23 protein-coding genes, 3 tRNA genes and 4 pseudogenes are annotated in these 22,185 nt (G+C 71.2%); 12 read left to right on the top strand and 18 right to left on the bottom strand.

Going from position 1 to position 22,185, the window contains the following annotated elements:
* Nucleotides 1–84 precede the first annotated feature (84 nt).
* Nucleotides 85–175: transfer RNA gene (locus tag ACFW6P_RS03480), tRNA-Ser, on the top strand.
* A gap of 183 nt (nt 176–358) precedes the next feature.
* A tRNA-Arg gene (locus ACFW6P_RS03485) sits at nt 359–431 on the top strand.
* Between the two features lie 365 nt (nt 432–796).
* Here ACFW6P_RS03485 and ACFW6P_RS03490 read toward each other — a convergent pair.
* Nucleotides 797–1,278: pseudogene (locus tag ACFW6P_RS03490) on the bottom strand (protein kinase); the annotation flags it as partial.
* A 47-nt stretch (nt 1,279–1,325) separates the two neighbouring features.
* A pseudogene (locus tag ACFW6P_RS03495) lies at nt 1,326–1,612 on the bottom strand (NUDIX hydrolase); the annotation flags it as partial.
* Between the two features lie 370 nt (nt 1,613–1,982).
* On the opposite strand from ACFW6P_RS03495, the gene ACFW6P_RS03500 reads away from it, so the two are divergent.
* The 6 genes and pseudogenes from ACFW6P_RS03500 (at nt 1,983) to ACFW6P_RS03525 (ending at nt 8,242) form a co-directional block, all read left to right on the top strand.
* Nucleotides 1,983–2,249: a hypothetical protein gene (locus ACFW6P_RS03500; protein WP_386348996.1), complete on the top strand. Its 267-nt coding sequence runs from the start codon at nt 1,983–1,985 to the stop codon at nt 2,247–2,249.
* A gap of 235 nt (nt 2,250–2,484) precedes the next feature.
* Nucleotides 2,485–3,357 (top strand): DUF2797 domain-containing protein, encoded by an 873-nt coding sequence (locus tag ACFW6P_RS03505; protein WP_386348993.1) that lies wholly within the window; start codon nt 2,485–2,487, stop codon nt 3,355–3,357.
* A gap of 143 nt (nt 3,358–3,500) precedes the next feature.
* Nucleotides 3,501–4,241, top strand: coding sequence for a response regulator transcription factor (locus ACFW6P_RS03510; protein WP_386348990.1), 741 nt, complete (start codon nt 3,501–3,503; stop codon nt 4,239–4,241).
* A gap of 154 nt (nt 4,242–4,395) precedes the next feature.
* A pseudogene (locus tag ACFW6P_RS03515) lies at nt 4,396–5,704 on the top strand (glycosyl transferase); the annotation flags it as partial.
* A gap of 100 nt (nt 5,705–5,804) precedes the next feature.
* Nucleotides 5,805–7,301: an MFS transporter gene (locus ACFW6P_RS03520; RefSeq protein WP_386348986.1), complete on the top strand. Its 1,497-nt coding sequence runs from the start codon at nt 5,805–5,807 to the stop codon at nt 7,299–7,301.
* 185 nt (nt 7,302–7,486) lie between these two features.
* Nucleotides 7,487–8,242, top strand: a complete 756-nt coding sequence (locus tag ACFW6P_RS03525; RefSeq protein ID WP_386348983.1) for a TetR/AcrR family transcriptional regulator — start codon at nt 7,487–7,489, stop codon at nt 8,240–8,242.
* Between the two features lie 41 nt (nt 8,243–8,283).
* Here the strand turns inward: ACFW6P_RS03525 and ACFW6P_RS03530 are convergent, their stop codons facing one another.
* Nucleotides 8,284–8,751: a PPOX class F420-dependent oxidoreductase gene (locus tag ACFW6P_RS03530; RefSeq protein ID WP_386348979.1), complete on the bottom strand. Its 468-nt coding sequence runs from the start codon at nt 8,749–8,751 to the stop codon at nt 8,284–8,286.
* Nucleotides 8,752–8,761: 10 nt separating this feature from the next.
* Complete coding sequence (locus tag ACFW6P_RS03535; protein WP_386348976.1) at nt 8,762–9,121, bottom strand: STAS domain-containing protein; 360 nt, start codon at nt 9,119–9,121, stop codon at nt 8,762–8,764.
* 207 nt (nt 9,122–9,328) lie between these two features.
* Here ACFW6P_RS03535 and ACFW6P_RS03540 point away from each other — a divergent pair, with 207 nt between their 5' ends.
* Nucleotides 9,329–10,051, top strand: a complete 723-nt coding sequence (locus ACFW6P_RS03540; RefSeq protein ID WP_386348973.1) for a GAF and ANTAR domain-containing protein — start codon at nt 9,329–9,331, stop codon at nt 10,049–10,051.
* 57 nt (nt 10,052–10,108) lie between these two features.
* Nucleotides 10,109–10,810 carry a GAF and ANTAR domain-containing protein gene (locus tag ACFW6P_RS03545; protein ID WP_386348971.1) on the top strand — a complete coding sequence of 234 codons (702 nt, stop codon included), beginning with the start codon at nt 10,109–10,111 and terminating at the stop codon, nt 10,808–10,810.
* Here ACFW6P_RS03545 and ACFW6P_RS03550 read toward each other — a convergent pair.
* The 3 genes and pseudogenes from ACFW6P_RS03550 to ACFW6P_RS03560 form a co-directional block, all read right to left on the bottom strand.
* Nucleotides 10,793–11,195: pseudogene (locus tag ACFW6P_RS03550) on the bottom strand (YceI family protein); the annotation flags it as partial. The gene ACFW6P_RS03545 and the pseudogene ACFW6P_RS03550 sit on opposite strands and share 18 nt — an antisense overlap.
* Nucleotides 11,188–12,867 carry an MDR family MFS transporter gene (locus ACFW6P_RS03555; RefSeq protein WP_386348969.1) on the bottom strand — a complete coding sequence of 560 codons (1,680 nt, stop codon included), beginning with the start codon at nt 12,865–12,867 and terminating at the stop codon, nt 11,188–11,190. The gene ACFW6P_RS03555 and the pseudogene ACFW6P_RS03550, both read right to left, overlap by 8 nt.
* A gap of 13 nt (nt 12,868–12,880) precedes the next feature.
* Nucleotides 12,881–13,369, bottom strand: coding sequence for a MarR family winged helix-turn-helix transcriptional regulator (locus ACFW6P_RS03560; protein WP_386348966.1), 489 nt, complete (start codon nt 13,367–13,369; stop codon nt 12,881–12,883).
* Between the two features lie 215 nt (nt 13,370–13,584).
* Between ACFW6P_RS03560 and ACFW6P_RS03565 the strand changes: the two genes are divergently transcribed.
* Nucleotides 13,585–13,782, top strand: coding sequence for a hypothetical protein (locus tag ACFW6P_RS03565; protein WP_386348963.1), 198 nt, complete (start codon nt 13,585–13,587; stop codon nt 13,780–13,782).
* 441 nt (nt 13,783–14,223) lie between these two features.
* On the opposite strand, the gene ACFW6P_RS03570 is transcribed toward ACFW6P_RS03565, so the two are convergent.
* The 8 genes from ACFW6P_RS03570 to ACFW6P_RS03605 form a co-directional block, all read right to left on the bottom strand.
* Nucleotides 14,224–15,126, bottom strand: coding sequence for an RNA polymerase sigma factor SigF (locus tag ACFW6P_RS03570; RefSeq protein ID WP_386348960.1), 903 nt, complete (start codon nt 15,124–15,126; stop codon nt 14,224–14,226).
* Nucleotides 15,127–15,394: 268 nt separating this feature from the next.
* Nucleotides 15,395–16,243 (bottom strand): RNA polymerase sigma factor SigF, encoded by an 849-nt coding sequence (locus tag ACFW6P_RS03575; protein ID WP_386349352.1) that lies wholly within the window; start codon nt 16,241–16,243, stop codon nt 15,395–15,397.
* Nucleotides 16,244–16,435: 192 nt separating this feature from the next.
* Nucleotides 16,436–16,729, bottom strand: coding sequence for a Dabb family protein (locus ACFW6P_RS03580; RefSeq protein WP_386348957.1), 294 nt, complete (start codon nt 16,727–16,729; stop codon nt 16,436–16,438).
* Nucleotides 16,729–16,905, bottom strand: a complete 177-nt coding sequence (locus ACFW6P_RS03585; RefSeq protein ID WP_386348955.1) for a hypothetical protein — start codon at nt 16,903–16,905, stop codon at nt 16,729–16,731. Before ACFW6P_RS03585 ends, ACFW6P_RS03580 begins: the two co-directional genes overlap by 1 nt.
* Before the next feature lie 122 nt (nt 16,906–17,027).
* Nucleotides 17,028–17,112: transfer RNA gene (locus ACFW6P_RS03590), tRNA-Ser, on the bottom strand.
* Between the two features lie 45 nt (nt 17,113–17,157).
* Nucleotides 17,158–17,589, bottom strand: coding sequence for a tRNA adenosine(34) deaminase TadA (tadA, locus tag ACFW6P_RS03595; RefSeq protein WP_386348953.1), 432 nt, complete (start codon nt 17,587–17,589; stop codon nt 17,158–17,160).
* A 56-nt stretch (nt 17,590–17,645) separates the two neighbouring features.
* On the bottom strand, nt 17,646–18,182 hold the full coding sequence (locus ACFW6P_RS03600) for a hypothetical protein (protein ID WP_386348950.1): 537 nt from the start codon (nt 18,180–18,182) through the stop codon (nt 17,646–17,648).
* A 276-nt stretch (nt 18,183–18,458) separates the two neighbouring features.
* Complete coding sequence (locus ACFW6P_RS03605; protein ID WP_386349349.1) at nt 18,459–18,740, bottom strand: hypothetical protein; 282 nt, start codon at nt 18,738–18,740, stop codon at nt 18,459–18,461.
* 131 nt (nt 18,741–18,871) lie between these two features.
* Here ACFW6P_RS03605 and upp point away from each other — a divergent pair, with 131 nt between their 5' ends.
* Nucleotides 18,872–19,507: a uracil phosphoribosyltransferase gene (upp, locus tag ACFW6P_RS03610; protein WP_386348947.1), complete on the top strand. Its 636-nt coding sequence runs from the start codon at nt 18,872–18,874 to the stop codon at nt 19,505–19,507.
* 350 nt (nt 19,508–19,857) lie between these two features.
* On the opposite strand, the gene ACFW6P_RS03615 is transcribed toward upp, so the two are convergent.
* The 3 genes from ACFW6P_RS03615 to ACFW6P_RS03625 form a co-directional block, all read right to left on the bottom strand.
* Entirely contained in the window at nt 19,858–20,472 is a 615-nt protein-coding gene (locus ACFW6P_RS03615; RefSeq protein ID WP_386349346.1) for a LytR C-terminal domain-containing protein, read from the bottom strand.
* 121 nt (nt 20,473–20,593) lie between these two features.
* Nucleotides 20,594–20,890: a type II toxin-antitoxin system VapB family antitoxin gene (locus ACFW6P_RS03620; RefSeq protein ID WP_003986294.1), complete on the bottom strand. Its 297-nt coding sequence runs from the start codon at nt 20,888–20,890 to the stop codon at nt 20,594–20,596.
* Between the two features lie 517 nt (nt 20,891–21,407).
* Entirely contained in the window at nt 21,408–21,764 is a 357-nt protein-coding gene (locus tag ACFW6P_RS03625; RefSeq protein ID WP_386348942.1) for a hypothetical protein, read from the bottom strand.
* Between the last annotated feature and the right edge of the window lie 421 nt (nt 21,765–22,185).

Consider the following 22,185-nt stretch of genomic DNA (forward strand, 5'->3'; position numbering starts at 1 on the left):
CCGTGGGGGCCGATTGGTGACAGCACGCTCGACTGTGTCATCATCTGCACGCACCGCCTCGCGCTCGCGCGGGAGGATGTGTAGGGAGGCGTCGCCTAGTCCGGTCTATGGCGCCGCACTGCTAATGCGGTTTGGGCCTTAAAGCCCATCGAGGGTTCAAATCCCTCCGCCTCCGCACCCATCACGAAGCCCCGGTCACCCGACCGGGGCTTCGCTGTCGTTACCCCCCGATCCGACCGTTTCCGCAGCTCACAAGGGGTGCGGCCAATGGATTTCACATGGCGGCGGCAGTCATGTAATGTTCTTCCTGTCGCCGCGAGCGAGCCGGAAGGCCCGGGAGCGGCAAAAAACAGAACAAGCACTCGTAGCTTAACGGATAGAGCATCTGACTACGGATCAGAAGGTTGCAGGTTCGAATCCTGCCGAGTGCACAGCAGACCAGAGGCCCTGTGGAGTGATCCACAGGGCCTCTGGCTTTGGCTTGACGGCAGTGATTGACGGCACCGTCTCTATGAGTCGATCAGACGGCTACCGGGACACCGGCCGCGCCGTCGTCATCGTCCGGCCCGTTGCCGTCACGCCTCAGTGCGTCCTCGACGCGGTCGAAGGCGGACCGCTGGGAGTCGAGCCGTACGAAGGTGTGGATGTCCATGGTCACGCGGAGGGAGCTATGGCCGGGGACTTCCATGATCATGCGGGCGTCGGCGCCCTGTTCATGGACCAGCGAGGCGCAGGTGTGGCGCGTTGTTGGTCTTGCTTGAGCGAGCGCCGCCGGGCGAACTGAGTTCTGGAGGCAGCTAAGGGCCTCGCCCACCTCGTAGATGGTCGGCCGGTCCTCGGGAGCATGGCTGAGCATCGCCTCGATCAGCTTGCCCAGCTCACCTGGCGCCTTGACGAGGCGGCGTCTGCCGTCGGCCACGGCCTGTCTCTGTACCGGGCGTGGAGCGTCGTCCGGATACTCGACAGCCCGCCAGCCGGTGGCCGAGACGAGCAGGGGTGCTCCGAGGGCGTAGACGTCTGCCTCCGGGGTGGGCTCGGCTTCCCCGTGGCGAGCACACTGCGTGCGATCTCCGGGGCCTCGTAGTGGACGAGGCAACCGCGGAACGGGAAGTCGTATCCGTCGGGGACGTGTCCGCCCCGGGCCAGAGCCAGATCGATCAGATGCGTCCGCTCCGGCCCGATGATGAAGTGGGCGGGCTGCACATCGCCGTGGGCCCAACCTTTGGCGTGCAGCTCGGCCAGCACCTCCACACAGCCCAGTGCCACGCTGGCGTGTGGAACGACGGACGGGCCTTCGGCACGGCGGGGATCGATGCGGTCGGATGGTTCTTCTCCGTGGGCGGACCGGCGTAGGTGGCGCCGTCGATGCGGAAGACGTGGTGCTGCGAGTCGGTGATGCCGTTGGCCGGCTCGGCGTAGATCAGGGGCTTAACGGGGCCGGGGCGGTAACCGGTCTCTTCCAGGACTTCGCGGGCAGCGGCTTCCTCCGGGGTCTCGCCGTCCTCGACCAGGCCCATGGGTAGCTCCCAGGCCCACGAGTGGGTGATGAAGCGGTGTCGCCACATCATCAGGACCTCTTGGCGGTCGTGTTGACTACGGCTGCAACGGCCAGGTCCATGACCAGGCGATCCAAGGTGACGGCCCGTCTCAGCCTCCGTCTCAGTTCCCGGCATGTGCGGTCCGGTTCAGGGCCGTTCGGATGAGACCGGGGAGACCGGTGCAGCCCACGAGCGGGTCGGCCGTGGACCCGGGTGGACGCCCCTGCGCACACCGTTGCGCCCTCCTGCGCATCCAGTGCTCGGTCACCGCTCGACCGTGTTCCGCCTCGTCACGGAAGTGAGCGGCCGACTCGATCAGCGGTGACCGTGCGGGGCAGGTCGTCGCCTCCAGGTCGTCGTCTCCAGGTGCGGCGTCGCCGGTGGCGGGCTGTGTCAGGGAAAGGGACGCTGGATCCGGGGGCAACGTGATGGCGAGGTACTTCCATGTCTCGGACCAGCTCGGACCACAAGGCGCACACGCCCTTCTTCTCCCGCCCCGGTGTCCGCCGCTTCCTACCGTTCGTGGTGATCAGCGCGGTCGCTCTGGTGTTCATCTTCGAGAACCGCTCGACCGTCGAGGTCCGCCTTCTCATACCGCTCGTGAGCATGCCGCTGTGGGGAGCCCTCCTGATCGCCTGGGGGCTCGGCGTGCTCGCCTGCCTGTTCACGGTGCGCCGGCGGTCGAGCCGGCACTCGCGTCGTTCCGGATAGTGCGGCGACGTCCGTGGACGGCGTCGGCATGGCGTGCACCGAACGCCGTTCAGTCGGTCCGGCAGTGCCTCCAGGTAGTCCGCCGCCAGTGCGCTCGCCCGGGAGAACCTCGGTCAGGACGGCGATCTCGGCCGGGCGGGCTTCCACGCGGATGCGGCGGCGGTCGGTGGGGGCCGGGGACGCGGTGATCGCCGGGTCGTCTCGATGTCAGTGGCCTCAACTACGCTCGGCAGGGATGGCACACACATGGAGATGCTCGGGGCTGCGCTGGTCGGCGGACGGTCCCGTGCTGGTGTGGGACGGGGGCCGGCGCAGTGCGCTGAGCTGGGGGATAAGCGTGGCCTTCGGGGTCGTGGAGGGGGGTGTGCGGACGTGTGTGGGGGCTCGGGGGCATGCCTGTCCGGTGGGGGCGGTCGTGCCCGGCCGCAGTACGGGGGCGCGGTGTGAGGAGTGCGCGCGGCTGGACCGGGCGCATTCCGTCGCCGCCGACACGCTCGCCGACGATCCGAGGGCGTACCACGTGTATCTGGCGTGGTTCGGGCCCGGCATGGTCAAGGTCGGGATCACAGCCGAGGAGCGGGGCTCCGCCCGGCTGCTCGAGCAGGGCGCCGTCTGTTTCAGCTGGCTCGGCGTCGGGCCGCTGATGGCCGCCCGGCGTGCTGAGGAGCTGCTGCGGGCGGCCCTGGGTGTGCCGGACCGGATGCCCTACGCGGAGAAGCGGGCCGTGCGGTCGGCGCTGCCCGGTGACGAGGCGGAGCGGGCCGCTGAGATCAGTGAGGTGTACGGCCGGGCCGTGGCGCTCGCCGCGTGGCCGGAGTCCCTCGCGCGCAAGCCACTGCGGGTCGTCGACCATGTCGGCGTGTTCGGGCTCGCGGGGGTGCCCGACGCCGTCGGGGAGGTGCGCGAGCTGGTCGCCGGGGCCGCGGTCTGCGGGGAGCTGGTGGCCGCAGCCGGGCCCGACCTGCATCTGGCGACCGGGCGCGGGGCGGTCGTGATCGACACGCGGCTGATGGCCGGGTGGGAGCTGGTGGCCGCCACGGGCGGCGAACCGGCCGTTCCCGTGCGGCGGTTCAGGGCGGCGCCGGGCGTGCAGGGCGGGTTGTTCTGAACCCGCGGCCGTCTGCTCCCCTCGGCTCGCGTCCCTTCCGCCCGTTCTTCCCAGGCTTTCCCTGAGAAGCGCCTGTGTGTTTCTCAGGGCTTTCACAGATTGCCGAAAGGGTGTTCTCAGAGGGCCCCGACATCGTGTGCGGCATGACCACGACCTCGCCCCAGGGGCGCGCCGAACTGCTGAGGCCGGACGGGAGCCCCGTCCGCGTGCTGGTGGTGGACGACGAGCTGTCGATCACCGAGCTGCTGTCCACGGCCCTGCGCTACGAGGGATGGCAGATCCGCAGTGCGGGGGACGGACACGGGGCCCTCCAGGCCGCCCGCGGCTTCCGGCCCGACGCCGTCGTCCTCGACATGATGCTGCCGGACATGGACGGTCTGTCGGTGCTCCGGCGGCTGCGGCGCGAACTGCCGGACGTGCCCGTGCTGTTCCTCACGGCCAAGGACGCCGTCGAGGACCGGATCGCCGGGCTGACGGCGGGCGGGGACGACTACGTCACCAAGCCGTTCAGCCTCGAAGAGGTCGTCGCCCGGCTGCGCGGACTGATACGCCGGTCCGGTGCCGCCGACCGGCGGGCCGAGTCCCTGCTGGTCGTCGGCGACCTCACCCTCGACGAGGACAGCCACGAGGTGACCCGGGCCGGCGAGAACATCCACCTCACCGCGACCGAGTTCGAACTGCTGAGGTTCCTCATGCGCAATCCGAAGCGCGTGCTCAGCAAGGCGCAGATCCTGGACCGCGTGTGGTCGTACGACTTCGGCGGCCGGGCCAACGTCGTCGAGCTGTACATCTCCTACCTGCGGCGGAAGATCGACGCCGGGCGGGAGCCGATGATCCACACGCGGCGCGGTGCCGGGTACCTGATCAAGCCCGCGGTGTCATGAGGGGACGGCGGCAGCCGGGTGGGCGGGGACGGCAGCAGGGGCGGGGACGGCAGCCGTGCACGCTGCGCACGCGGCTCGTCGTCGCGTCCGTGGTGCTGATCGCCGTCGTGTGCGCGGTGATCGGGACCGTGACGACCCTCGCCCTGCCCGTCGCTTCCTGGAACTGACCTTCGCCTACAACGGCCTGGGCCGCCTCAACGGCGACGAGACGGGCAGTGTCGGGGGCGGGGGCGGCAACTGGGGGGAGACCGGCTGGGACCGGCTGTTCGGCTCCTCCGTCGGCGGCCAGGTCTTCTGGCTGATCCCGGCCGCGCTGGTCCTGCTCGTCGCGGGCCTGGTGGCCACCCGGAAGGCCGGGCACACGTCCGTGACGCGGGCTTCGTTCCTCGTCTGGGGCGGCGCGCTGCTCACGACCATGCTGGTCTTCAGCTACATGCAGGGCATCTTCCACGAGTACTACACCGTGGCCGTGGCCCCTACCTTGACCCGCTGGCCGGCGCGGGCGCGGTACTGCTCTGGAAGAAGCGGGACGAGGCGTGGGCGTCCCCGGCCCTGGCGGCCGCGACGACGGCGACCGCGGCCTGGGGGTACGTCCTGCTCAACCGGTCTTCCGACTACCTGCCCTGGCTCAAGTGGGTCGTCCTGGTCGGCGGCCTGACGGCGGCTCTCGGCCTGGTCTTCGCGGGGCGGCTCGGGCGGTATCCGGCCCTGGGGGCGGCCGGCCTGGGGCTCGTCGCCGCGCTGGCCGGTCCGGCGGCGTACACGCTCACCACGGTGAACGAGGGGCACAGTGGCTCGATCGTCACGGCGGGTCCCGCGGTCGCGGGCGGCCGGGGCGGCCCGGGCGGTGGAGGCCCCGGCGGGGGCGGGCTCGGACGGCGGGTTCCCGGGCGCGGGCCGGAACCGGCCGAACCAAGGGGGGTCAGAACCAGCAGGGTCAGAACCCACAGGGCCAAGACCAGCAGGGTCAGAACCCACAGGGCAACGGCTTCCCTGGCGGCGGCATGCCGGGCCGGAACCGGAACCGGAACCAGAACCAGCAGGACGCTGACGGCGGCCGGACGGGAGGGATGGGCGGTGGCGGCGGTATGGGCGGCCTGCTCAACGGCGCCGACGTCGGCTCCGAGGCCAGGAAGCTGCTGGAGACGGAAGCGGACCGGTACACCTGGGCCGCGGCGGCCATCGGCGCCCGGAACGCGGCGAGTTACCAACTGTCCACCGGAGAGCCGGTGATGGCCGTCGGCGGGTTCAACGGAACCGACCCGTCACCGACGCTCGCGCAGTTCAAGCAGTACGTGGCGGAAGGCGAGATCCACTACTTCATCGCCTCCGGCGCGGGCGGCGGCAGGGGCCGCGGTGGCGGTACGTCCTCCGAGATCATCTCCTGGGTGGGGGCCACCTTCCAGAAGGTCACGGTCGGCTCGGCCATCTTCTACGACCTCACGCGGAAGGCGGGCGACTGACACCCGGCGAGCGATCCACGAGGGGGTGGTGGCCGAGCGCCACCACCCCCCTGCGCACATTCGTTGTACACCGTAAGGGAAGCGTTATACGGTGTAGAACATGACGACGTCCCCCCGGGAAACCGCCCCGCCGGCGACAGCGCGCGGCGGGCATCCCCAGCGCTGGCTGATCCTCGGTGTCATCTGCCTCGCGCAGCTCACCGTGCTGCTCGACAACACGATCCTCAACGTGGCGATCCCCTCGCTCACCCGTGAGATGGACGCGTCGACCGCCGACGTCCAGTGGATGATCAACGCCTACTCGCTGGTGCAGTCCGGGCTGCTGCTCACCGCGGGCAACTCCGCCGACCGCTACGGCCGCAAGCTGATGCTGATGGCGGGCCTGGCGATCTTCGGCGTGGGATCGCTCGCGGCCGGGCTGTCCCAGAGCCCGGCCCAGCTGATCGCGGCCCGTGCCGGCATGGGCGTCGGCGGCGCGCTGCTCATGACCACGACCCTCGCCGTCGTGGTGCAGATCTTCGACGACACCGAGCGGGTGAAGGCCATCGCCCTCTGGTCGACGGTCAGTTCGCTGGGCTTCGCGGCCGGGCCGCTGATCGGCGGGGTGATGCTGAACCACTTCTGGTGGGGCGCGATCTTCCTGATCAACCTCCCGGTCGCCCTCCTCGGCCTGGTCGCGGTCGCCGCGCTGGTGCCGGAGTCGAAGCACAGGGCCGGTGACCGGCCCGACCTGCCCGGCGCGGTGCTGTCGACCCTCGGCATGACGGCCTTGGTGTACGCGATCATCACCGGGCCGGAACACGGCTGGACCTCCGGGCAGGTGCTGGTCCCCGCGCTGCTCGGCGCGGCCGTGCTGGGCCTGTTCGTGCTGTGGGAGCTGCGGACCGAACACCCCATGCTCGACATGCACTTCTTCCGCGACCAGAGATTCGTGGGCGCGGTCGCGGGCGCCGTCCTCGTGGCGTTCGGCATGACGGGATCGCTGTTCCTGCTCACCCAGCACCTGCAGTTCGTCCTCGGCTACGAACCGCTGGACGCGGGCCTGCGGACGGCTCCCCTGGCGCTGACGGTCGTGGCGCTGAACTTCACCGGGGTCGGGGCGAAGCTGGTGCTGAAGGCGGGCACGCCGGCGGCGATCGCGCTCGGGATGACCCTGGTCTCCGCCGGGCTCGCCGCGATCGCGCTGCTCGGCGGGCACGGGTACGGGGGCATGCTGCTCGGCCTGGTCGTCATGGGCGCGGGCGTGGCCCTGTCCATGCCGGCGATGGCCAACGCGATCATGGGCGCGATCCCGCCGGAGAAGGCGGGCGTGGGAGCGGGGATCAACGGAACGCTCGCGGAGTTCGGCAACGGGCTGGGCGTCGCCGTCCTCGGGGCCGTGCTCAACTCCCGGTTCGCCTCGCTCGTCGCCGTGTCCGCGACCTCGCTCCCGGCGGCGCTGGCGGCGGCGGGCAGTGCCGAGGAGAAGGCGCGGATCGCTGACGCGTTCGCCTCCGGCCTGGAGACCAGCCAGCTGTTCGGGGCGGTCGCCGTGCTGGCGGGCGGACTGGTCGCTGCGGCGTTGCTCCACAGGGCCGAGCGGGCAGGATCCGCGTAGAGGCTCGGGCTGCGCGGACGTCGTGCCGGTGCCGGTCCGCCGGCCCTCGCCCTCGAAACCGCGGTGAGCCGGACGGCCTCACGCGGCATCCGCCGGGTCCTCCGCGCGGGGACCTCGACACGGCCCGGTGCCCCGTGCGGGGCGCCTGGCATGATCGGCGTCCCAGGGAACGAGGAAGGTGCGCCATGGCGAGAGCGGCCCGCAAGAATCAGCCGCGCTCCAGCGTCTGGCTGGAGGGCGAGGCGCACCGGCGGCGCGGCGGGCAGCCCTCCGGGCTGGACCGGGGGCGGATCATCGAGGCCTCCGTGCGGCTGCTGGACGCCGAGGGGCTGGCCAGGTTCTCGATGCGGCGCCTGGCCGGTGCGCTGGACGTCACCGCGATGTCCGTCTACTGGTACGTCAACACCAAGGACGACCTCCTCGAACTCGCCCTGGACCAGGTCATGGGGGAGATGCGGCTGCCCGACCCGGACGCCGACGAGGACTGGCGCGACCAGGTGCGGTCGCTCGCGCGGGAGTACCGGACGCTGCTGGTCCGGCACCCCTGGGTGTCGGCGCTGGTCGGCGTCTACCTCAACATCGGGCCGCACAACCTGGCCTTCTCCCGGGTCGTCCAGCGCGTCGTGCGCCGCACCGGGATGCCCCCACGGCGCCTGACGAGCACGATCTCGGCCGTCTTCCAGTTCGTCTACGGCTACGGAACCCTGGAGGGCCACCTGTCCACGCGGGCCGCGGCCACCGGCATGACCCTGGACGAGTACTTCCAGGAGTCGCTGAGCACCGTGACCGCCGCCCCGCAGGCCGCCGACGTCATCCGGGAGTCGCAGGAGATCATGGCGGCGCGCGGCGGGGACACGGTCGAGGAGATGCTGGAGCGCGACTTCGAGTTCGCGCTGGAACTGCTGATCGCGGGGATCGAGGCGATGGTCGCCCGGGGCTGACCGGTCCGGAGGGCCTGCGCCACCGGTCCGGACGGCCTGCGCTACTCCCCTTCGACCAGGCGCGCCGGGAAGCCGCCCGTCGCCACCGGGCCCCACCGCTGAGGGGTGATCCGGATGATCGACTTGCCCTGCTTGACCATGGCCGCGCGGTACTCGTCCCAGTCGGGGTGCTCCCCGGCGATGTTCCGGTAGTACTCCACGAGCGGTTCGACGGAGTCGGGTGTGTCGATCACCTCGGCCGAGCCGTCGATCTGCACCCAGGGGCCGTTCCAGTCGTCGCTCAGCACGACGATGCTCACACGCGGGTCGCGCTTGGCGTTGCGGGTCTTGGCGCGCTCGGGGTAGGTCGAGACCACGATCCGGCCGGAGTCGTCGACCCCGCAGGTCAGCGGGGAGGCCTGCGGACCGCCGTCGGACCGCCGGGTCATCAGGATCGCGTGGTGCCTGGGCCGTACGAAGTCCAGCAACTCGTCCAGGGAGACACGGGTGTTCGTCGCGATGTTCGCCATGCCGGGCAGCCTACGACGCCAGGGCCTCCGGCAGGTTGTCGTACACGGGCACGTCCCGGCGCAGTCCGGTGAGCCCCAGGACGCGGCTCGCGACACCGTCCGGCCGGGCCACCAGATGCACCCGGACCTCGGGGATGCGCAGGCGGATGTCGTTGATGAGACGGACGCCCTGGGAGTCCATGAAGGAGGTGCGCGTGAGGTCGAGGACGAGGACCTCCATGCTGTCACGCCGGTCCTCGAGCGCGGACACGATGCGGGGGAGCAGTTCCGCCGCGTTGCAGAAGTCGATCTCGGCCGGCATGGCGAGATGGACGCGGCCGGGCAGGTCGTGCAGTTCTGTGGGATTCGCGAAGAAGGTCACGGCGCTCACCTGGCAGACGATCGTCCGGATTCCGGTAAGGCCGCTTCCTGACCCAGGGGCCCAGTAGACCACGGCGGCGGGCTGCCACGGAACCCGCGGACGCGGCCCTCGGCCGGGCGTCACCTCCAGGCAACCGAACAGTTAGAGTGCTGTCCGTCCTGTGCTCGCAGTCGGGAATGTGCTGCGGAGCTCTCCTGCGCACGGTCATGGCCGTGCATGCCGAAGAGGTTCGTGGTGGCTGCGTCTTGTTTTCCTGATTTGCCCCGATTTCCTGCGGGCTTCGAGCTGGCCGAAGCTCTGACGGAGGCCTCTCAGCAGCTGCACGAAACCCTCACGCCGCACAGCACGCTGCGCACCGCGGTCCGGCTGGCCGTGCACCTCATGCCGGGGGCCGAGCACGCCGGCATCTCCGTGATCGAGCGCGGCAACAAGCTCCGCACGCTCGCCTGGACCGACGAGGTCGTCCGCTCGGCCGAGGCCCGGCACACCGGCCGCGAGCAGCACGGGCTCTGGGACCAGCTGTGGAACGACCCGGTGGTGCGGATAGCGGACAGCGAGGCGGACGACGGCTGGGACGTGCTGGCGGACGTGGGACTGCGCTCGGCGCTGTCGCTGCGGCTGCGCGCCGACCGCCGCCGGCTGACCGTGCTCACGGCCTACGCGCGCAAGCCGGGGGTCTTCGACGAGGACGCGACCCGCATCGGCCGGCTCTTCACCGAGCACGTCAGTATCGCCCTGGACTCCGCGACCGTGCGCGAACAGCTCACCGAGGCCATGCGCACCCGGGACCTGATCGGCCAGGCCACCGGCATTCTCATGGAACGTCAGGGCATCGACGCCGCGGCGGCCTTCGAGAGCCTCGTGCGGGCCTCCCAGCGGGAGAACGTGAAACTGCGCGACCTCGCCCGCCGGATCGTGGGGGTGCACAACGCCGACTGAGGTGAGCCGCGCCACCTCGGGGGCGTGTTCGCAGGACGACGGGATATCCGTACCGTCATGACTTCCGAGACGTCCGACACGCTGGACCAGGCGATGGTGCGCAGCAGCGGGCTCGACACGCTGCTGCGTGCTCTGACCGACCGCGCGGTGCAGGAGGTCCCCGGCGCGGCCGCGTGCAGCATCACCGTGCGCCGCGCCGACCGGCTGCTCACCCTGGCGGGCAGCGAAGGCCTGCCCAGCGGCCTGGACCTGCGGCAGTACGAGAACGGCTCGGGGCCCTGCGTCGACGCCGCCGAGACCGCCGTCGAGCAGTACGTGCCCGACGTGGCCGCGGAGACGCGCTGGCCGTCCTTCACGGAGTACGCGCTGTCCGTGGAGGTCCGCTGCGTGCTGGCGGTGCCGGTCGCCGTCGAGGGCGAGAGGGGCGCCGCGATCAACTTCTACGGGGTGCGGGCACAGGCCCTGGGCACGGGCCGGGACGCGGCCCGTGCCTTCGCGGCGCGTGCCGGGGACGCGGTCGACGTGGCCCTGCGCATCGAGCGGCGGGGCGAGTCGGCTGCCGACGTGCGCACCGCGTTGCTCTCCCGCAGCACCATCGACCAGGCGATCGGCATCCTCATGGCCCGCGAGCGGATCGACGCCCGCGACGCCCTGGAGCGGCTGCGCCGCATCTCGCAGCACCGCAACGTCAAGCTGCGGGACCTGTGCGGCCAGGTGGTGGCGAAGGTGTCCGCCCCGGACTCAGGCCGCCGGGAGTGACTCGCCCCGCACGGCCTGGACGTCCAGCTCCACCTTGAGGGTGGTGCCGATGGCGGCGATGCCCGCCTGCAGGACCTGGTGGTAGTTCATGGCGAAGTCCTCCCGGCGCAGTTCGGTCGTCGCGCGGAAGGCCGCCCGGGTGCCGCCCACGGGTCCGGGCCCGTGCCGAGGTAGGCCAGGTCGAGGTCCACGGGCCGCACGACTCCGTGCATGCCCAGCTCGCCGTGGACGGTCCACCGGTCGGACCCGGTGGCCGTGAGCCCCGAGGACCGGTAGGTGATCTCCGGAACCGCTCGGCGTCCAGGAAGTCGGCCGACCTCAGGTGCCCGTCGCGCATGCCGTTGCCGGTGTCGATGGACGCGGCCCGGATCACCGCCTCAGCTCGGCGCGGCCTTCTCGGAGGCGGGGACCTCGGCCGTGGCCTCGGCGGGAGCCTGCGCGCCGGCCTCGACCTCCGCGGCCTGCGCCAGGCCGCCCTTCGTCCGCAGCGGGACCTCCTTGATGAACAGCGACACCAGCAGGGCGAGCAGCGCCAGCGGGGCCGAGTAGAGGAACACGTCCGCGACACCGTGGCCGTAGGCGCTCTCGACGACCGTGCGGATCGGCGCGGGCATCGTGTCGAGATCGGGTATGCCGCCACCGGCCGTACCGGCGTGGCCGAGCGCCGCGCCCTTGGGGCCGAGGCCCTCCAGGCCGTCCTTGACGTAGTCGGTGATCTTGTTGCCCAGGACCGCGCCGAGCGCCGAGACGCCCACGGCACCGCCCAGGGACCGGAAGAAGGTCACCGTGGAGCTGGCGGTGCCCAGGTCGCCCGGCTCCACCTGGTTCTGCGTGCAGAGCACCAGGTTCTGCATCATCATGCCGATACCGAGACCCAGCAGCGCCATGAACAGCGCGATGTGCCAGTACTCGGTGTCGTAGCGGATGGTGCCGAGCAGGCCCAGGCCCGCGGTCACCAGCACGCCGCCGCCGAGCAGCCAGCCCTTCCAGCGCCCGGTGCGGGTGATGACCTGGCCGGAGACGGTGGAGGAGACGAACAGGCCGGCGATCATCGGGATCGTCATGACGCCGGACATCGTCGGCGACTTGTCGCGGGCCAGCTGGAAGTACTGGCTGAAGAAGACGGTGCCGGCGAACATCGCGATGCCGACGAACAGCGAGGCCAGCGAGGCCAGCGTGATCGTGCGGTTGCGGAACAGCCGTAGCGGGATGATCGGCTCGCTCGCCTTCGCCTCGACGAGGACGAACAGCGCCATCAGCACCACTGAGCCGCTGATCATCGTGTACGTCTGCCAGGACAGCCAGTCGTACGTGTCACCGGCGAAGGTCACCCAGATGAGCAGCAGGCAGACGGCGGCGGTGATGAAGAAGGCGCCGGCCCAGTCGACCTTGACCTTCCGCTTCACCACGGGCAGGTGCAGGGTCTTCTGCAGCACGATCAGGGCGACCACGGCGAAGGGCACGCCGACGTAGAAGCACCAGCGCCAGCCGAGCCAGTCGGTGTCGGTGATGACACCGCCGACCAGCGGACCGCCGACCATGGCCGTGGCGAAGACCGCGCCCAGGTAGCCGTTGTACCGTCCGCGCTCACGCGGCGAGATCATCGCCGCCATGATGATCTGGGCCAGCGCGGACAGACCGCCCATGCCGATGCCCTGCACCGCGCGGAACGTGATGAGCATGCCCGGGTTCTGCGACATGCCGGCCGCGGCCGAACCCAGCACGAAGATCACCAGCGAGAGCTGGATCAGCAGCTTCTTGGAGAAGAGGTCGGCGAGCTTGCCCCACAGCGGGGTGGACGCGGTCATCGTCAGCAGGGACGCGGTCACGACCCAGGTGTAGGCGCTCTGGCCGCCGCCGAGGTCCCCGATGATCCGGGGCAGGGCGTTGGAGACGATCGTCGACGACAGGATCGCGACGAACATGCCGAGCAGCAGGCCGGTGAGGGCCTCCATGATCTGCCGGTGCGTCATCGGTGCGCCGCCGCCGGAGGAGCCGTGGGAGCCTCCCCCGTGCCCGGCATGAGCCCGCACACCGGCTGGTGTGGTCGTTGCCATGGGCTTCCTTTACTTACGTGCTCGCGGGTGTACGGGTGGTCTGTTCGGCGCCGGACGGTGCCGCCCGGGCCGCGGGCCGGCAGTCGAAGCTCTCCCGCAGCCGCGCCATCAGGTGCGTGAGCCGGCCGACCTCCTCGTCGGTCCAGTCGCCCAGGCGTTCGGCGAGGACCTCGGTGGTCCGCCGGGACAGCTCGTCGAGCTGCGCGCGGCCCGCGGGGGTGAGGCGCAGGATGCGGGAACGCTTGTCCGCGGGGTCGGGGGAGCGTTCGATCCAGCCCCGGTCCACGACGTGCGCGACATGGCGGCTGGTGACGGACATGTCCACCGCGAGCAGCTCGGCGAGCTTGCTCATGCGCATGTCGCCGTGGCGGTCCAGCAGCGTCAGGACGGCCGCCGACCCGCCGGGGCATTCGGCGGGCATGATCCTGCCGAGCTCCCGCTTGACGGCGCCGAAGGCGCTGAACTGGCGGACCAGCTCCTCGTACTGCGCCTTCCCGGCCACGACACCTCCCGCTTTTGTTGCTTAGGGCAACCATAGAAGCTGTTGGTTGCTGCAGGCAAATAAGAGAGCGAGGTGTGGGACAAAAACTTGGCAAAGGCAAGTATTGCGAGAGTAAATGTGCAGGTCGCGAGTCCGGCGCAACGGGTCGCACAGCTCTAAACGGAAGGCCAACCCCCACTTGGGGACCCCCGGCGTTTTCGCTAGGGTCTCGGGCCATGGCTAACAACCAGGCCCCGCAGGGCAATCACGACCCCGCCGGCAGCACCCAGATGTTCCGCGCGTTCGTCGACGAGGCGCCGCAGGGACGCCAGGCCGCGGCGACGGGCGGCAGCGGTCCGCGTGTCGGTCTCATCCTCGGCATCGTCGCCGCCGTCGCGGTGGTCGCTGCGGTGGCGTGGCTGGCGCTGGGGTAACTCGTACGGCGGGGCGAACCCGGTACGGATGCCGGGCCCGGGGCGTCGCACAACCCGGCGGAACGGGGTACCGCTGCGCCCACCCGTGCCGCCCTTAGCGGCACGCATGCCCGCAGCGAGGCGGACCGGCACCCGCGCACGCATGGGAGGAGACGTGCCGGGGGGTGCCCGCCCGCAGCGGTTGGCGCGTCAACGAACAGCCAGCCGTTACGCAACTCCATCGCGCCAATCCGAGGACGGACACTCCCCGGCGCGGCCCCGCCCCACGAAAAGCCGGCAGGCGCAACGCGCACCTCCACCGAAGCCGCCACAGGCCGCCGCAGGCACCCGGCCCACGACGGCCGACGACGCCACGACGACCCGGGACAGGACGGCCCACGACGGCCCGGGACAGGACGGCCCACGACGGTCCAGGGCGGCCTACTGCGCCCCGCCGCGCGGTCAGTCCGAGATCAGACCTTCCCGCAGCTGCGCCAGCGTCCGCGTCAGCAGCCGTGAGACGTGCATCTGCGAGATGCCGACCTCATCGCCGATCTGCGACTGCGTCATGTTCGCGAAGAAGCGCAGCATGATGATCCGCCGCTCGCGGGGCGGCAGTTTGGCCAGCAGCGGCTTCAGGGACTCGCGGTACTCCACGCCCTCCAGCGCCGTGTCCTCGTAGCCCAGACGGTCCGCCAGCGACCCCTCGCCGCCGTCGTCCTCGGGGGCCGGTGAGTCCAGCGAGGACGCCGTGTAGGCGTTCCCGACGGCCAGGCCGTCCACCACGTCCTCCTCCGACACCCCGAGCACGGAGGCGAGTTCGGTGACCGTGGGCGACCGGTCCAGCTTCTGCGAGAGCTCGTCGCTGGCCTTGGTCAGCGCGAGCCGCAGTTCCTGGAGCCGGCGCGGCACCCGCACCGACCACGAGGTGTCGCGGAAGAACCGCTTGATCTCCCCGACCACCGTCGGCATCGCGAACGTCGGGAACTCCACACCCCGTTCGCAGTCGAACCGGTCGATCGCCTTGATCAGCCCGATCGTGCCGACCTGGACGATGTCCTCCATCGGCTCGTTCCGGGAGCGGAACCGTGCCGCGGCGTACCGCACCAGGGGCAGGTTGAGCTCGATCAGCGTGTCGCGGACGTAGGCGCGCTCGGGGCTGTCCTCGTCGAGTGCGGCCAGCCGCAGGAACAGGGAGCGGGACAGGGTGCGGGTGTCGATGGCGCCCGCGGTCGGAAGAACCGGGACGGGCTCGGCCGCCAGGGCCGGGACGTCATCGATGGGGCCGAGTGAGTCGAGAGCATGGGGAGCTGTCTCGCTCTCCGCGAGCGTGAGCACCTTCGAGCTGCCCTGTTCTGCGGACATGCCACCCCCTTTGGGTCGCGGGACGGTCGCGGCGAACGCCCCCGCTTGAGGAACGCAGCCTTCACCTGAATACCGGAGCCGAAGCCCTGGCAAACGCGCTTCACGCAGAATGTCACATGTCGGCAACACGCTGTAGTGACATGTCGACATCTGAGACGCGAATCAGCCCTGCAAACAAGGGGTCTGACGGATCGCGGGCCCGGAACTGTCGGCAACCGCCCTGATGAGCGGTTCCCTCCTGCCGGTGATCTCTCGCTTTCGTTTGCGGTTACGCGTCGATGCGGTTCGCAGACCGCAATCGCTGGAAGCTACGCGCCAGTAGGCGTGACACATGCATCTGCGAGACGCCGAGTTCCGCACTGATCTGAGACTGCGTCAGATTGCTGTAGTAGCGCAGCAGCAGGATCCGCTGCTCCCGCTCGGGCAACTGTACGAGCAGGTGCCGGACGAGGTCCCGGTGCTCCACGCCGACCAGCGCGGGGTCCTCGTAGCCGAGCCGGTCCAGCAGTCCGGGCAGCCCGTCGCCCTCCTGTGCGGCCTCCAGTGAGGTCGCGTGGTACGAGCGCCCGGCCTCGATGCAGGACAGCACCTCGTCCTCGGTGATGCGCAGCCGCTCGGCGATCTCGGCGGTCGTCGGGGACCTGCCGAAGGCGGTCGTCAGGTCCTCGGTCGCGCTGTTGACCTGCACCCACAGCTCGTGCAGCCGGCGCGGCACATGGACCGTGCGGACGTTGTCGCGGAAGTACCGCTTGATCTCCCCGACGACGGTCGGCATCGCGAACGTCGGGAACTGCACGCCCCGGTCCGGGTCGAAGCGGTCGATGGCGTTGATCAACCCGATGGTGCCGACCTGGACGACGTCCTCCATCGGCTCGTTGCGGGAGCGGAACCGGGCGGCCGCGTAGCGCACGAGCGGGAGGTTCGCCTCGATGAGCGCCCCGCGCACGCGGTCGTGCTCCGGCGTGCCCGGCTGGAGTTCCTTGAGCTGCGCGAACAGCACCTGCGTGAGGGCGCGGGTGTCGGCGCCGCGGCTGCGCTGGGGCGCTGGTTCCGGGGCGGGCGCCTGAGGGGACGGTGCCTGAGGGGACGGTGCCTGAGGTGCGGTACTGGCCAGCACGGTCAACTCCACCTCGTCATCGTCAACTCAACGATCGCCTCTTCCATCAAAAGCGGTCATAGCATCACAAGACATGTCCACTGTGTGCAAGCACCCCATCACTCCGTGTTGAGTGGTGAAAGCCAGCGAAACTGAACACTCCTGATGGAAAAGCCCCCCGCCGGAAACGGCGAGGGGCTCGGAGCGGCCTGCTCAGAACTCGTAGTCCGCGATCACCCAGGTGGCGAACTCCCGCCACAGTGCGACACCGGCCTGGTGGTCGGGGTGCTCGACGTACCGCCGCAGCGCGTGGACGTCGTCGAAGGCCGAGTTGATGGCGAAGTCGTAGGCGATGAGACGGTCGCTGATGTTCCAGCCGAGCTCCCAGTGGCGGAGCTCGGGGATCGTGCCGTCGAGGGCGCGGAAGGCCGCGACGCCCCGCACGACCCGTGGGTCGTCGCGCTCGACGCCCTCGTGGAGCTTGAAGAGGACCAGGTGGCGGATCATCACTCTCCTCCGTTCGCGACCCACGTCGCGAAGTCGCCGAGGGCTTGGGCGGCGTCCGAAATGCCCTGGAAACCTATCTGCACGTAGCCGGTGGCCTTGTCCGGGTCCGTGATGATCACATACAGCGCGAAGACCACAAGGACGTAGACGGCGACCTTCTTCGCGTTCACCGCCATCGCGGCCTCCCCAGTCACTGGTGTCCCATGCAGCGCACATGATCGCACGAAGGAACGATCACACGAAGGGGCGGACCACGGACGCAGGAAGGGCCCCGTCTCGCGACGGGGCCCTTCTGGAGCGGTAGCGGAGGGATTTGAACCCTCGGTGACTTGCGCCACACTCGCTTTCGAGGCGAGCTCCTTCGGCCGCTCGGACACGCTACCGGGGGAGACCTTACAGCAAGGAGCCGCGTGCTTTGAAATCGGTGTTCAGCGGTGCCGGAAGAAGTCGGTGAGCAGCACGGCGCACTCCTCGGCGAGCACGCCCTCGATCACCTCGGGCCGGTGGTTGAGCCGCCGGTCCCGGACGAGGTCCCACAGGGAGCCGGCCGCGCCGGCCTTCTCGTCGCGGGCGCCGTAGACCAGCCGGTCGACGCGGGACTGCTGGATCGCGCCCGCGCACATCGTGCAGGGCTCCAGGGTCACCACGAGGGTGCAGTCGGCGAGGCGCCACTGCCCCAGCGCCGCCGCGGCGCGGCGCAGGGCGAGGACCTCCGCGTGGGCCGTCGGATCGCCGCCGGCCTCGCGCTCGTTGTGCCCGGACGCGAGCACCGTCGTGCCGTCCTGTGCCAGGACCACGGCGCCCACGGGGACGTCCCCGCCCCGGGCGGCCGCGGCGGCCTCGTCCAGGGCGAGTCGCATCGCGGGCCGCCAGGGGTCCCGGACCGGGTCCGGCGGTTCGGGGGTGGTGCGAGCGGTCAGCGGACGGTCTCCAGGGTCTCCGAGGCGCCGAGCGACTCCGCGATCCCGGTGACGGCGTCCGTCGACATGGTGAGCAGTTCCTTCTCGCTCACGCCGAGGTCGTCGAGGATCAGGGCGTCGCCGACCGGGCCGTGCGGCACGGCATCGGCGGAGGCCGCGGGACCGTCCCCGTCGTCGCTCTCGTCGTCGCCGGACTCGCCGTCCTCGGTGCCGTCGAGGTCGAGGGCGTCCAGGTCGTCCCCGTCGTCCGGATCCCGGCCGAGCAGCTCGTCGGTGAGCAGGATCTCGCCGTAGCTGCTGCGGGCAGCGGCGGCGGCGTCCGAGACGTAGATGCGAGGATCGTCCTCGCCGTCCACGCGGACGACGCCGAACCAGGCGTCCTCCTGCTCGATCAGCACGAGCACCGTGTCCTCGTCGGGGGAGGCTTCACGGGCCAGGTCGGCCAGATCCGACAGGGTTTCCACATCGTCGAGCTCTGTGTCGCTCGCTTCCCACCCGTCTTCGGTGCGCGCGAGCAGTGCGGCGAAGTACACCGTGACTCTCCCACTGGTCTGAGGCGTGCCGGTCGGGGGGTCCCCCCGGCGGAGGTTGCGGGCGGGGACTGCTCTCCGAGCCCCGCCCACTCGGAATCGTGGCAGAAACAAGGCGTTCAGGGGACGTCTTCGGCTCCCTGTGTCTGCACTCGTGCGGGCACGCTCGTTGCCGCCACCTGCGGATCGTACGCGGCTTTGCCCCGCACCACGCACGGTCACCCGCGAAGAACTCCTCCGCGGTTCGTGATCTTCTCCGGGGGTTTCCCCACCCGTTTCCTACCAGCGGAAGGTGCGCATGCGCATCGCGTGGCGCAGCCGGGCCGTCTTGGCGCGTCGCGGCTGGACGCGGTCGCGCAGCTCGCGGGCCTCGGCAAGGTCGCGCAGGAAGCGGGCGCGGCGCCTGCGGCGCTCGGCGTCGGACTCGTCCGCGCCCGCTGTGCCGTCGGCCGTACCGGCCGGCCTGTCGCGCGCGGCCGTCGGGGCCGTCTGGTCGTCGTCCGGGTCCGCCCCCGGCCGTACGCGCGGCGACGGATCGTCTCGGGTCTCCCGGTCGGGCATCAGGTTCACCACCCCCAGTCCGTCCCTCACACCTTCCCCCGGACGAGCGGTTTGACGCCAGCGAATGGCCGACGGCGAGGCGAGGGGATTGCCGTGCGGACGGGTCATCCGGCCCGGTTACTGTTGTGGACATGCGTCTCCACGTCGTCGACCACCCCCTGGTCGCCCACAAGCTCACCACGCTGCGCGACCAGCGCACCGACTCCGCGACCTTCCGTCGTCTCGCCGACGAGCTGGTCACCCTGCTCGCCTACGAGGCCACGCGCGACGTGCGCACCGAACAGGTCGACATCCGGACGCCGGTGGCCACGACCACCGGCGTCAAGCTGTCCCACCCGCGTCCGCTGGTGGTGCCGATCCTGCGGGCCGGCCTCGGCATGCTGGACGGCATGGTCCGGCTGCTGCCGACCGCTGAGGTGGGCTTCCTGGGCATGATCCGCAACGAGGAGACGCTGCAGGCCTCCACGTACGCCACGCGCATGCCGGAGGACCTGTCGGGCCGTCAGGTGTACGTGCTCGACCCCATGCTCGCCACCGGCGGCACGCTGGTCGCGGCGATCCGGGAGCTGATCCGGCGCGGCGCCGACGACGTGACCGCCGTGGTGCTGCTGGCCGCGCCGGAGGGCGTCGAGGTCATGGAGCGCGACCTGGCGGGCACACCGGTGACGGTCGTCACGGCCTCGGTCGACGAGCGCCTGAACGAGCTCGGCTACATCGTCCCCGGCCTGGGCGACGCGGGCGACCGGATGTACGGGGCAGCCGAGTAGGTTCCCTCCCCGTGGCCCGGCACCGGACTGGCGGGCTCCCGGACCCACGGACCACCCGACCACCGAGCTCCCGGATTCACCGGATTCACCGGATTCACCGGATTCACCGGACCACCGGGCCGTCGACCCACCGGGCCGTCGACCCACCGGGCCGTCGACCCACCGGGCCGTCGACCCACCGGGCCGTCGACCCACCGGGCCGTCGACCCACCGGGCCCCGGGCCCGTCGGGTTCCCGCAGGGGGTCCGCGCAGTACTGAGCTCTGGAGGCGCCGGAGGCCCCAGCCCCGGACGACCTGGCCCGGGAGGACCCGGCCCGGGAGGACCCGGCCCGGGAGGACCGGGGTCCGGTCAGCAGCTCTTCTTCGTCGCCGGCGTCGGCTCGGGCTGGGCCAGTCGGGTCAGGGCCCGGTCGGCGTCCGGCTTCTTCGCCAGGTCCTTGAAGCCGTCGCCGATGACGAGGTCCACCGCGGCGCCCTTGCGGGTGGCCTCGGTGCGTCGTTCCGCGCCCGGGAGCTGCGTGCCGAGCACGGGCAGCGTGGTGTCGAGGGCGGCGCCGGGGCCGAGCAGGAGGCCCGGGCCCTTGACCTTCTTGTCGTACTCCTTGGTCGCGTTGCCCACGTCACCGATCTTGAAGCCGCGCTTCTTCAGCTCGTCGGCGGTCTTCTTCGCCAGTCCGCTGCGGGTGGTGGCGTTGAGGACGTTCACCGTGATGGCGCGCGGCTCGGGCACGGGTCTGGCGCTGGGCGAGGGGCTCGCCTTCGTCCGGGGGGCGCATTCCTTGCCGCCGGCCGCCGAGGCCTTGCTCTCACCACCGGTGAAGACGTCGACGAGCTGCAGCGTGCCCCAGCCGGCCACGCCGAGCGCCAGGACGGAGGCGGCGGCCAGGACGACGAGCCTGCCGTGCCGCCGGGGCCGGCGCATCCGGGGGTACTTGTTGCCCGTGATGCGGTATTTGCCGCCCATGCCGGGGGGAGTCAGCATGCTCATGAGCGCAGCGTAGTGCGCCTGAGCGATGATGCCTACTAGATGATCATTCGACATCGCCCAGTGGAACCCGAAAGGGTCAACCCATGATCGGCGGGGGTCAGCCGAGCTCGAGTACGCGCGCGTGCAGCACCTGGCGCTGCTGGAGCGCCGCCCGCACCGCGCGGTGCAGGCCGTCCTCCAGGTAGAGGTCGCCCTGCCACTTCACGACGTGCGCGAAGAGGTCGCCGTAGAACGTCGAGTCCTCGGCCAGGAGCGTCTCCAGGTCGAGCTGCTGCTTCGTCGTCACGAGCTGATCGAGGCGGACCGGGCGCGGCGCGACGTCCGCCCACTGCCGGGTGCTTTCCCGGCCGTGGTCGGGGTACGGCCGGCCGTTTCCGATGCGCTTGAAGATCACACGGAAAGCCTACCGGTCAAGACCTTCCGGGCGCAGCCATGGCGGCGTAGTACGACGCCGGAAAAATCCCGCGGGGTGGTACGAACCGGGTACGGGGGCGTGAACGTGCCGGGCCGCGAGACCGTGTCGTGAGCCCCCGCTGCCGAGGTGTGAGCACGCGTTCCCTCCTTCTCCCGGCGGGTGCCGGGGGGCACCTCCGGGACGGTTCCGGAGCCGGTCGCGGAACCCGTGCGCCCGATTCCCCCGAAAGGGGTAGGCGTCGTCCCCGGCACGCGGCGGCGGGGGCGGCGGAGGCGCTGGTCCGGTCCCGTCGCCTCCGCCGCGTGCGGGTCGGTCGCGTGCGCGTTTCCCGACGGGCCGCTTCCCGTGCGGGTCCGGCTCGGCCGGGAGGGCTCTTGGGGGTGGTGCGGGCGGCTTCGGCGCGCGGCAGGGCGCGCAGGACCACGTAGGGGTCTTGCAGCATGGCGGTGTCGCTCTTCTGGTTCCGTGCGGGACTGGGCGACCGGCGAGGGAAGGCTCAGTGGCGCAGGATCTCCGAACGCACTGGGGCGTCGCGCGGCGGTACGGGCGGTACGGGCAGGGGTGCACGGAGCCGTGCGGTGGGCTCCGGCCAGGGGCCCGGGGCGGGGTGCAGCGGGACCGCCGCGCGGCCGGTGCCGCGGGCCGGTGGGCGCAGGACGGTGTCGAAGGCGTCGTACTCGGCGGTCTGGCTCTCACCGGAAACGGCGGGCGCCGGCCCGGTCTGCGCCGCGGCGTGCGCGCCGGGCGCGAGCAGGACGAGCAGCAGGACCAGCAGCAGGACGAGCAGCCGCGGCCGAACGTTCCGGCGCGGGGCGCGGGGGACCGGCTGCGGTGCGCGGTTCGCGGGAGTCACTCCCCGCCGCGGGCGGGCCGTCCTTCCCGTTCGCGCGCGGATCCGCCCGCTCGGCGTACGCCGGCTCGGGAGTGCGGGGACCGGGGAGGCCGGGAGGCTATGACGGGTCCGGCCGGTGGTCGTTCGAGGGCCGGTTCGGGGTGCCGGGCGTGGGCGGGGCCGGGCTCTGCGGGTCCGGGGGGCCAGGTGTCACGCGGGCCGGGCGGTCGCGTGCGGTCGTACCCCGGGCCCCGGCCCGGGGCCCGGAGGCCAGCGGCCCTCTTGCAGGACCGCCGGAAACATGACCGTGAGAGTTGTTCTGCGGCCCGGGACGGGTTGCTGCCAGGCTCGGCGCTCGTGATCCGGCATGACTCGAGACACAACTGGCGTCGGGGCGGGTGACCGTGCCGTTCGTGGGTGCGCGGACCGCCCGGGCCGGGGC

This window comes from Streptomyces sp. NPDC058741 (assembly GCF_042746715.1).
Classification (GTDB): domain Bacteria; phylum Actinomycetota; class Actinomycetes; order Streptomycetales; family Streptomycetaceae; genus Streptomyces.